Origin of the sequence: Paenibacillus sp. GbtcB18 (assembly GCF_019091125.1) — a bacterium.
Taxonomy (GTDB): Bacteria; Bacillota; Bacilli; order Paenibacillales; family NBRC-103111; genus Paenibacillus_F; species Paenibacillus_F chitinolyticus.
Window position 1 is genome coordinate 1 of record NZ_JAGXJX010000926.1, and the last position, 233, is coordinate 233.

At 55.8% G+C, this 233-nt stretch carries 1 pseudogene; it reads left to right on the forward strand.

The features are described 5' to 3' along the window. Positions 1 to 233, forward strand: a pseudogene (locus KVT34_RS31320) (amino-acid racemase); the annotation flags it as partial.

Consider the following 233-nt stretch of genomic DNA (forward strand, 5'->3'; position numbering starts at 1 on the left):
TAAATGAATTGTTGCCCCTCATCAAAAAGGGGCAGAACATCGAACCCGCCGTCCTATGGAACCGGCTGTGCCCCGAATTGGCCGAGGCGGTCGATACCGTCCTCATCGCTTGTACGGATTTGAATGTCGTATCGGATCCGGACGAGAATGCGTCCCGGGGGCTTCATTTTGTGGATTCGTCGGCATGCTTGGCGTGGGCCGCGGTGTGGGATTATATGGCGCTGGGTAAAGTA